General features: G+C 27.4%; 11 protein-coding genes. 8 read left to right on the plus strand and 3 right to left on the minus strand.

Annotated elements, in window-relative coordinates:
* The 8 genes from L988_RS01905 to L988_RS01935 form a co-directional block, all read left to right on the plus strand.
* Positions 1-432 (plus strand): Tn3 family transposase (locus L988_RS01905; protein ID WP_047381014.1); only part of this gene is annotated, 432 nt, incomplete at its 5' end.
* Positions 433-456: 24 nt separating this feature from the next.
* Positions 457-828: a hypothetical protein gene (locus L988_RS01910; protein ID WP_047381016.1), complete on the plus strand. Its 372-nt coding sequence runs from the start codon at positions 457-459 to the stop codon at positions 826-828.
* Positions 829-837: 9 nt separating this feature from the next.
* Positions 838-2,496: a VWA domain-containing protein gene (locus L988_RS01915; protein ID WP_052191640.1), complete on the plus strand. Its 1,659-nt coding sequence runs from the start codon at positions 838-840 to the stop codon at positions 2,494-2,496.
* 166 nt (positions 2,497-2,662) lie between these two features.
* Positions 2,663-2,899 carry a DUF1413 domain-containing protein gene (locus L988_RS01920; RefSeq protein ID WP_047381018.1) on the plus strand — a complete coding sequence of 79 codons (237 nt, stop codon included), beginning with the start codon at positions 2,663-2,665 and terminating at the stop codon, positions 2,897-2,899.
* Between the two features lie 210 nt (positions 2,900-3,109).
* Entirely contained in the window at positions 3,110-3,229 is a 120-nt protein-coding gene (locus L988_RS14100) for a type II toxin-antitoxin system HicA family toxin (protein WP_369798245.1), read from the plus strand.
* An 11-nt stretch (positions 3,230-3,240) separates the two neighbouring features.
* Entirely contained in the window at positions 3,241-3,639 is a 399-nt protein-coding gene (locus L988_RS01925) for a type II toxin-antitoxin system HicB family antitoxin (protein ID WP_047381020.1), read from the plus strand.
* Between the two features lie 20 nt (positions 3,640-3,659).
* Positions 3,660-3,926: a DUF4160 domain-containing protein gene (locus tag L988_RS01930; RefSeq protein ID WP_047381022.1), complete on the plus strand. Its 267-nt coding sequence runs from the start codon at positions 3,660-3,662 to the stop codon at positions 3,924-3,926.
* Between the two features lie 12 nt (positions 3,927-3,938).
* On the plus strand, positions 3,939-4,175 hold the full coding sequence (locus L988_RS01935) for a DUF2442 domain-containing protein (protein WP_047381025.1): 237 nt from the start codon (positions 3,939-3,941) through the stop codon (positions 4,173-4,175).
* Positions 4,176-4,411: 236 nt separating this feature from the next.
* Here L988_RS01935 and L988_RS01940 read toward each other — a convergent pair whose 3' ends face one another.
* The 3 genes from L988_RS01940 to L988_RS01950 are packed head-to-tail and all read right to left on the minus strand — an operon-like array spanning position 4,412 to position 8,226.
* Positions 4,412-7,510, minus strand: a complete 3,099-nt coding sequence (locus L988_RS01940; protein WP_047381027.1) for a type I restriction endonuclease subunit R — start codon at positions 7,508-7,510, stop codon at positions 4,412-4,414.
* A gap of 28 nt (positions 7,511-7,538) precedes the next feature.
* On the minus strand, positions 7,539-7,907 hold the full coding sequence (locus L988_RS01945) for a DUF86 domain-containing protein (protein ID WP_047381029.1): 369 nt from the start codon (positions 7,905-7,907) through the stop codon (positions 7,539-7,541).
* The gene (locus L988_RS01950; RefSeq protein WP_047381031.1) at positions 7,900-8,226 is read right to left on the minus strand and encodes a nucleotidyltransferase family protein; all 327 of its coding nucleotides are present in this window, start codon (positions 8,224-8,226) and stop codon (positions 7,900-7,902) included. The genes L988_RS01945 and L988_RS01950 overlap by 8 nt, the downstream gene beginning before the upstream one ends.
* Between the last annotated feature and the right edge of the window lie 64 nt (positions 8,227-8,290).

Consider the following 8,290-nt stretch of genomic DNA (forward strand, 5'->3'; position numbering starts at 1 on the left):
CAAAATAGTATTTCTACAGCATTAAGAGAGATGGGGAAAATAGAAAAAACTATTTTTATTTTAGATTACTTATCAGATGAAAAGTTAAGAAGAAAAATTCATAGAGGTTTAAATAAAGGAGAAGCTATGAATGGTTTAGCAAGAGCTATTTTCTTTGGAAAGCAAGGTGAATTGAGAGAAAGGACTATCCAAAATCAACTTCAAAGAGCAAGTACACTTAATATTATTATAAATGCTATTAGTATTTGGAATACGATTTACTTAGAAAAGGCTGTTCAATATTTAAAAACTATTGAAGAGGTTGATGAGGCTTTGTTAAGCAACATATCTCCACTTGCTTGGGAGCATATTAATTTTTTAGGGGAATATAAATTTGATTCAGATTGTTGTACAACTTCTTTAGAATTTTTAAGAGAGCTAAATATAGATTAAGCATTGAAAATAAAGGGGTCATAGATGGTCAGGAAAATCCTTAGCGTTGTTATTCCGCGTTTTCCTGACGGGACCCCTTATAGTCGTAATAACTTAGGTTGTATAGTTGGTGAAGGTAGTTCTTCTATATTAAAAAATAATTATACAGCTTTAACTAACAAGATAATTCCTAATGATGAAAATGGAACAGATGGTAAATCTTTAGATCCATCTCATTTTAATGAAAAGTTTTATAAACGTTTAGGATGGGATTTTCAAAATATTTGGATTTGGGATGAAAATAATAATACTCCTGTGCTTAGACAAATGAATAATATTTCTGAGAATATAATCGAAAAAATTTCTATGAAAAAAAATGAACTTTCTAATATTTTAAATAATAATATTTGGATATAGGTAGATAATATGTTTAGTCATGTTAAAAAGTTATTTAAAAGTACAAGTATATTAAATCCATTTTCAAAAATAAATATTTTAGCAAGAGTGGGCGTAAAATGTTTAAAAACATTTATAGACAATAACTTTAGAGAAAAAATAATCCCTATAGAAGGAAGTGTTGTTTATTCAGATTTATATTTTGGAGTAGAACATTCAGGAATATATATTGGTAATAATGAAATTTCAAATATAGTTGTAGAAAGTTTTGCAGAAAGTAGTGTCAAAAAATCTTCTCCTGAAGAGTTTACAGATAAAAGTTGTCTTTATAAAAAAATATATGTATCTTGTAACTCAAAAGGTGCAGTTGGAAATAAAGATGTTTCTAATGGAGCCATTGCACATTTAGGTGAAAGAGGATTTTATGGATTAATTTTTAATAACTGTCATGAATTTAGTGAGAAATGTGTAGAGTATTCTAAGAGTAATTATAGTTTTGATAATTTATTAAAGCTAAAAGATATAAATGAAACTTGGGAACGAACTATAAAAAATCTTAAATTAAAATCTCAAAAAAAGCTTGGAGCAACTAAATGGAAACTTTGGGATTGGAAAAACCAAAGTGAAATAGAAAAAGAAGAAGAACCAGATCTTGACCAAATAGAAAAATTTTGGAAAGATATAGTATTAAATGAAGAAAATATAAAAGTTTTAAGAGATGAATTAGACTCTTGTAATGAGTATATGAATGAAATTTCGGATGAGAATATTCCTAAAGAAGCTATAAATTTATTAACAATATTTAAGGAATACTTAGAAACTGTTGATAAAAAGTATAGAGAAGTAGAAAAGTTTATTAAGATAACAGGGTGTGGATACAGTTATAATGAATTTTTAAATATGGGAGAAGATTTTTTAGCACTTGTAAAAGAGATAGAGAAAAATCAAAAAATAAAAGAAGTTATTAAAAGATTAGGAAGAAATTATATATCAAAAGAAAAAAAATTAAAGCCAAAAATTTTAAAAAGAAACAATAATGAAATATTAGGAGTTTATAAAAGTGATGATTTAGCTAGAATATTACCTTCTGAGTTAACTAATTTTGAGTCTGAAGAGTTAGAATATCTATTTTATTCAAAATTCTTGGAAAAAAGTTTATTAACATATGAAATTGTTTCTAAAGAACACAAGTACAATTCAAAAGAAAAAAAAGAATATATTAATTTAGAAAATAAGGGGCCTGTTATTGTATGTCTTGATACATCTGGAAGTATGAATGGGATGCCTATTTTAAAAGCAAAAGCTCTTTTATTATCAATTTCTAAAATATTGGAAAAAGAAAATAGAAGTCTTTATATCATTATTTTTGGTGATAAAGGTGAAACTAAAGAATTAAATATTTCTAATGAATCTGAGATAAATCAGATACTTCCTTTCTTAAACTCTGGCTTTAATGGAGGAACAGACTTTGAAACTCCTTTAGAGAAAGCAATAGATATAATAAAGAATTTAAAAGATTACAATAAAGCTGATATACTAATGATTACTGATGGTTTATGTGAGTTAAGTGATAAATTTATAAGAAAACTAGAACAAAAAAAATTAAACCTAGGAATTAATATATATACTATAATCTGCAATAAAGATAGTATAAATGATAGATATAGTGATGAAATAATTAATTTATAATTAAAATTCATCTACTAAATTGTAACTTATAAAATAGGAGACATCCATTAGGGTATATCTCTTTTTAAAATAATTTACAATAATTTTATTGACAAAAATATTGAAATAAGGTATTATACATATAAGCTTAACGCTTACAGCTTGTATGTATAAAGGAGGATTTGTTATGAATATCGAAGAGCATGTTGATTATATCTTAAATGAAATGAAAAAAGTTCCTGTAGGTAAAAAATTCAAAGTTTCTGATTTATACAAAAAATATGAATGGGATCAAATAAGAGTAGGTGATAGATTAACAATTGGAACTAAAGTTAAAGCTAAAATTTTAGAAGTTCCTAATAATGATATCTCTATCGAAGAAAAAACGACATCAAATCAACAATTATATCGTAGAAATAAATAATTTGGCTAACTTAATAAACTAAGCTTGGGAAATTTATGAAACCCAAGCTTTTTTATCCTTTAACATCAAAATTACAAACCAATTAACTACCTTAGTCATTGGAATGTTAATTATTATGATGTAGCTTTTTAATTATGAAAATAGCTTTGACATACACACTATAAATGCGTATAATATTATATGAAGTGAATTGATATATCATTAGATAGAATTAATAATGGTTCTCATCATATTTTTTATAAAGGAAGTGTGGCTGTAGTAGCTCCTTATCCTAGAAAAAATATGAAAAAAGGTACATATCTTTCTATCTTGAAGATTACTATAATTTAGAGGTGACAAAAATGAAAAAAGATAGATATATTTATCCAGCTATTTTTCAGCAAGAGGATGAAGGTTATAATATTTCTTTTCCAGATCTACCTGGAGCATTTACATGTGGTAATAGTTTAGAAGAAGCTTTATTTCTGGCTAAAGATTGTTTAGGATTATATTTATATTCTTTAGAATCTAGAGAATTAAATCTTCCTAATCCTAGTAAACCTCAAAATATAAAAGTAGACTCAACAGAATTTGTTCAATTAATTGAAGTTTTTATGACTCCTATTAGAGATGATGAAAACAATAAATGTGTTAGAAGGAATGTAACATTGCCTAAATGGCTTAATGATTTAGCTAAGAAAAATAAGATTAACGTTTCTGCTATTTTAGAAAGTAGCTTAAAAGCTAAATTAGGTTTGTAAAAATTAACTGGAGGAAAAATATGCCTACAATAAGTATGTTTTATGGAATAATAATCAGGATGTACTGTGCACCTAAAGAGCATGCTCCTGCACATTTTCATGCGTATTATCAAGATTTTAAAGCAGTAGTAGATATTGAAAGTTGTGAATTAATAGAAGGAAATCTACCTAAAAAGCAACTGAAATTAGTTTTAGCTTGGGCTGAACTTCGTCAAGAAGAATTGAGAGCTGATTGGAAACTTGCTATGGAAAGTGAACTTCCATTTAAAATTGATCCATTAAAGTAGAGGTGAGAAAAAATGTATTTAGCAGTTAAAAAAGTTATCCCTACAGATGATTATAAATTGATACTAACATTTGAAAATAATGAAACTAGAATTTTTGATATGTACCCATATTTAAATAAAGGAGTATTTAGAGAATTGAACGATATAAATCTATTTAAAACTGTGAAAGTATCTTTTGATAGTATTGAATGGCTAAATGAAGTAGATATGGATCCTGAAACTCTATATGAAGAAAGTAAAGAAATTTAAACTTACAAAAATTGAGATATTAATATCTCAACTTTATTTTCACTTCAATCTGTACTATTAAGTATATACTAAATTTATGATACAATAAATATGTAGAAAAAGCAAGAAAAACGGTGGAAATGTGGCATCTTTTATATAAATTTCTATGTATCAATTATACTCTAGTCTAAATATAACACTAAAAGGAAAAGAGGATAACTGGACTTGTTACCCTCTTTTTAGTTTATTCGATTAAATTATACTCTCCCACCAATTCCTTTAAACTTCTCTACAAAAGCTGATATTTTCTGGAATACAGTGCTTTTTTTAGTCAAGTAATTAGGATTAAGAGGACTCATCTTAGGAATGATTTCATTTAGCTCTGTTCCATTATTACTTGCCTGTTCTTTCTTTAAGGATGTCATTATATATCTTTTAGCTGCATCAGCATTAAGCTTCTCTTCAGCTATCAACTCTTCAGCTTCTTTCACTTGCTCTATTTGAGCAAATGAGAAAAAGGCATCTATAATATTTGCTTTATCATCAAATGTATCTAAATCTGTGCTGTTAATAAAGTCAACTATTAGACTTTCTTTTGCACGATTTCCTGTACTTGACCTAATTAAACGACGTACATCTCCAATTAATACATCTTTATCCTTTACCTTCTTATGCTTATCAAAAATCAACTCAAGAATATAGTCTAAGTTTATCTCCTGTGATTTTAAAAGATCTATTTCAAAAACAACCTCATCCCATTCAAGTGCAGAATCCTCTTCAACTCCACGCTTCTTTTCACGACGTAGCCATTCACGAATATCATTGTATGTAGAACGATAATCTTGAACCATTCTCTCTTTAGGCATCTCTATTTTCTGCATAGCAGCGATATCTTCATCACTTACATAATACGTAGCTTTGAACTCTTCAACAGCATTTAAATCTTCCATATCTAGAGATTGTAAAGCTTTTAATCTTGTAAACTCATCATAATTTTGTAATATGTTCTCAACTCTTAAATATTCACCAAAGAGTTTAGCAAAATCCTTTTTATCTTTTTCAGTAACTATATCATCAACATTAGGAAAACGAGAGTTTAACTCTCTAACTACTTCTATATAGCCACGACGTGCTGCACCAGTACTAATATCAGTGAATCCTTCCATATACTCTTTGTAACTTTTTTCAAGAACTACATTCTTTGTATTTTTATCACCAAATAGAGTTATAGCATCTATTGTAGCCTGTTCTAAATCTCTAAAAGTAACTATATTTCCAAAAGTTTTTGTGGAATCATAGATACGATTTGTTCTTGAAAATGCTTGTATTAATCCATGATAACGTAAATTTTTATCTACAAATAGTGTATTTAGTGTTGGAGCATCAAATCCTGTTAAAAACATTCCAACTACAATCAATAGATCTATCTCTTGCTCTCTCACTCTATTAGCTAAATCACGATAATAGTTCTGAAACTCATTACTATCAACACCAAAGTTTGTTTTAAACATTGTATTATAATCATTAATAGCAGAGTTCAAGAACTCCTTTGCACTTTGATTCATTGCTGAAGGTTCAAAAGTTTCATCAAGAATCTCTCCTATTGAATTTTGCTCTTCATTAGCTGCATAAGAGAATATAGTTGCTATCTTTAAAGGCTTTTTACTATCCTTTTGTAGATTCTTCAATGTTTCATAATAAAGTTTTGCTGCATCTACACTACTTACAGTAAGCATTGCATTAAATCCTTTTTCAGCATTATATATACGATGAGTTTTAACTTTAAAGTTATTAAGAATATATTGAGAAATCTCTTTGATTCTTTCAGGATGTAAAAATGCTGCCTTTGCTTCTGCTGAACTTAATTTTTCTTCATCTTGTTCCATTTCAACAGATTTAAACTTAGGACGTACATCATTATAATCAACTTTAAATTTAAGAACCTTCTCATCTCTAATTGCATCTGTAATAACATATGAATGTAACTCAGTACCAAATACACTTGCAGTAGTTTCAGAACCTAAAGCATTTTCAGGAAATATTGGTGTTCCAGTAAATCCAAACTGATAATACTTTTTAAACTTCTTAGCAATATTCTTTTGAGCTTCACCAAATTGTGAACGGTGAGCTTCATCAAATATAAATACAACTTGTTGATTATAAAGTGGTAAATTAGCTTCACTCTTAATTAGGTTATTTAATTTTTGGATGGTAGTTACAATAATTTTATTGTCATCCTTTTCAACATTTCTTTTAAGACCAGCAGTGTTTTCAGATCCATTAACACTATCTGGTGAAAAACGTTGGTACTCTTTCATTGTCTGATAATCTAAATCTTTTCTATCCACTACAAAGAATACTTTATCTATAAATTCCAACTCTGTAGCTAAACGAGCAGCCTTAAAACTTGTTAAAGTTTTTCCCGACCCAGTTGTATGCCAAATATATCCACCAGCATCTATAGTCTTCCATTTTTTAGCTAAATATGAGCTCTTTATCTTCCATAATATTCTTTCTGTTGCAGCTATTTGATACGGTCTCATAATTAGAAGTATATTATTTGAATCAAAAACGCAGTAATTCAATAGTACATTTAAAAGTGTGTTCTTTTGAAAAAACGTAGCTGTAAAGTCTTTTAAATCTCTAATAAGAGTATTGTCAGACTTAGCCCAGTTCATTGTAAAATCAAAACTGTTCTTATCTCTTTTAGTAGTGTTAGCAAAATATCTTGTATCTGTACCATTTGAAATTACACAAATCTGAAGGTATTTAAATAAAGAGTTATCAGAATTAAAACTCTCTTTGCTATATCTATTGATTTGATTAAATGCTTCACGAATAGCAATTCCACGCTTTTTAAGTTCCACTTGAATTAAAGGTAATCCATTAACTAAAATTGTTACATCATAACGATTACTACTAGTTCCTGTTTGTTTAAACTGTGAAATAACCTGTAACTTATTTCTACTAATATTCTTTCTATCTAGTAGATAGATATTTTGAATATGTCCATCATCAAAGGTAAAATCATAGATATAGTCATCATGAATTTTACGAGTTTTATCTATGTAGTTATCACTTGGTTTATCTAAGTACTCTTCACAAAATCTTCTCCATTCAGAATCTAAAAATTTAACACTGTTAAGAGCTTCTAATTGTACCCTAATGTTTTTTAACATCTCTTTTGTATTAATAAGCTTTGGTAAATATTCATAACCTTGATTTTGTAAGTCCTGTAAAAGCTCCTCTTCCAATTGAGCTTCTGTTTGATAGCTTACCCCTTGTTCATCTATTTTGTTATATCTATCTAAAACTATAAAGTTATTAGTTTCTGCAATTGATTTATAGTCAGCCATAAGTTTCCCCTCTTGTTTTCAGATTTGTTTAATTTTTTTCTAGCTCTCTTATCTTTTTTATATAATCTAATAGCTCATCCATTTCATCCACAGAAATTTCATAGATCATTTGAATACTAGTTCCCCAATATTCATGTATTAATCTATTTCTAACTCCTTTTATTCCTTCCCAATAACTTTTATTATCGTAAGTTGTAGTTAAAATATCTTTATCTAACTTTTGGATTTGAGTAATAGCTTCTCCTATTTTTTCTAATTGTCTTTCTATATATCCAACACTTTTTTTATCTAAAGCAAAATCGTTAAAGGATTTATTTGTCATCTCTTCTTGAATGTATCCAATAAACTCTTCAATATCATAAGTGAACTGTATTATATTTCTTTTTACCTTAGACATATATAACACTTCCTAATATCTCTTCTTTAACTTTTTCTTTATAATCTTTTACATCTGGATTTTTAAACTTATAATCAAAAACACTTTTTTCAATTAAGTCTACTTTTTTTCCAAAAGTATTTTCTAACTCCTCTTGCAAAGCACAAAAATTTCTATACATGCCTTTTTTAAACTCTATTTTTACAATTATATCTATATCACTGCTATCAGTTTCTTCTTCTCTAGCATAACTTCCAAATAATCCAATTTCTAAAATTGAATATTTTTCTTTATCTAATGCTTTTAAAACAGATAAAATACTTTCTTTATTAATTTCCATTTTATCACCTCGTATAATGAAGATATAAAAATCTTCATCAATTTATTTGTTATAATTTACTAAA

The organism is Cetobacterium sp. ZWU0022, assembly GCF_000800875.1.
Lineage (GTDB): Bacteria > Fusobacteriota > Fusobacteriia > Fusobacteriales > Fusobacteriaceae > Cetobacterium_A.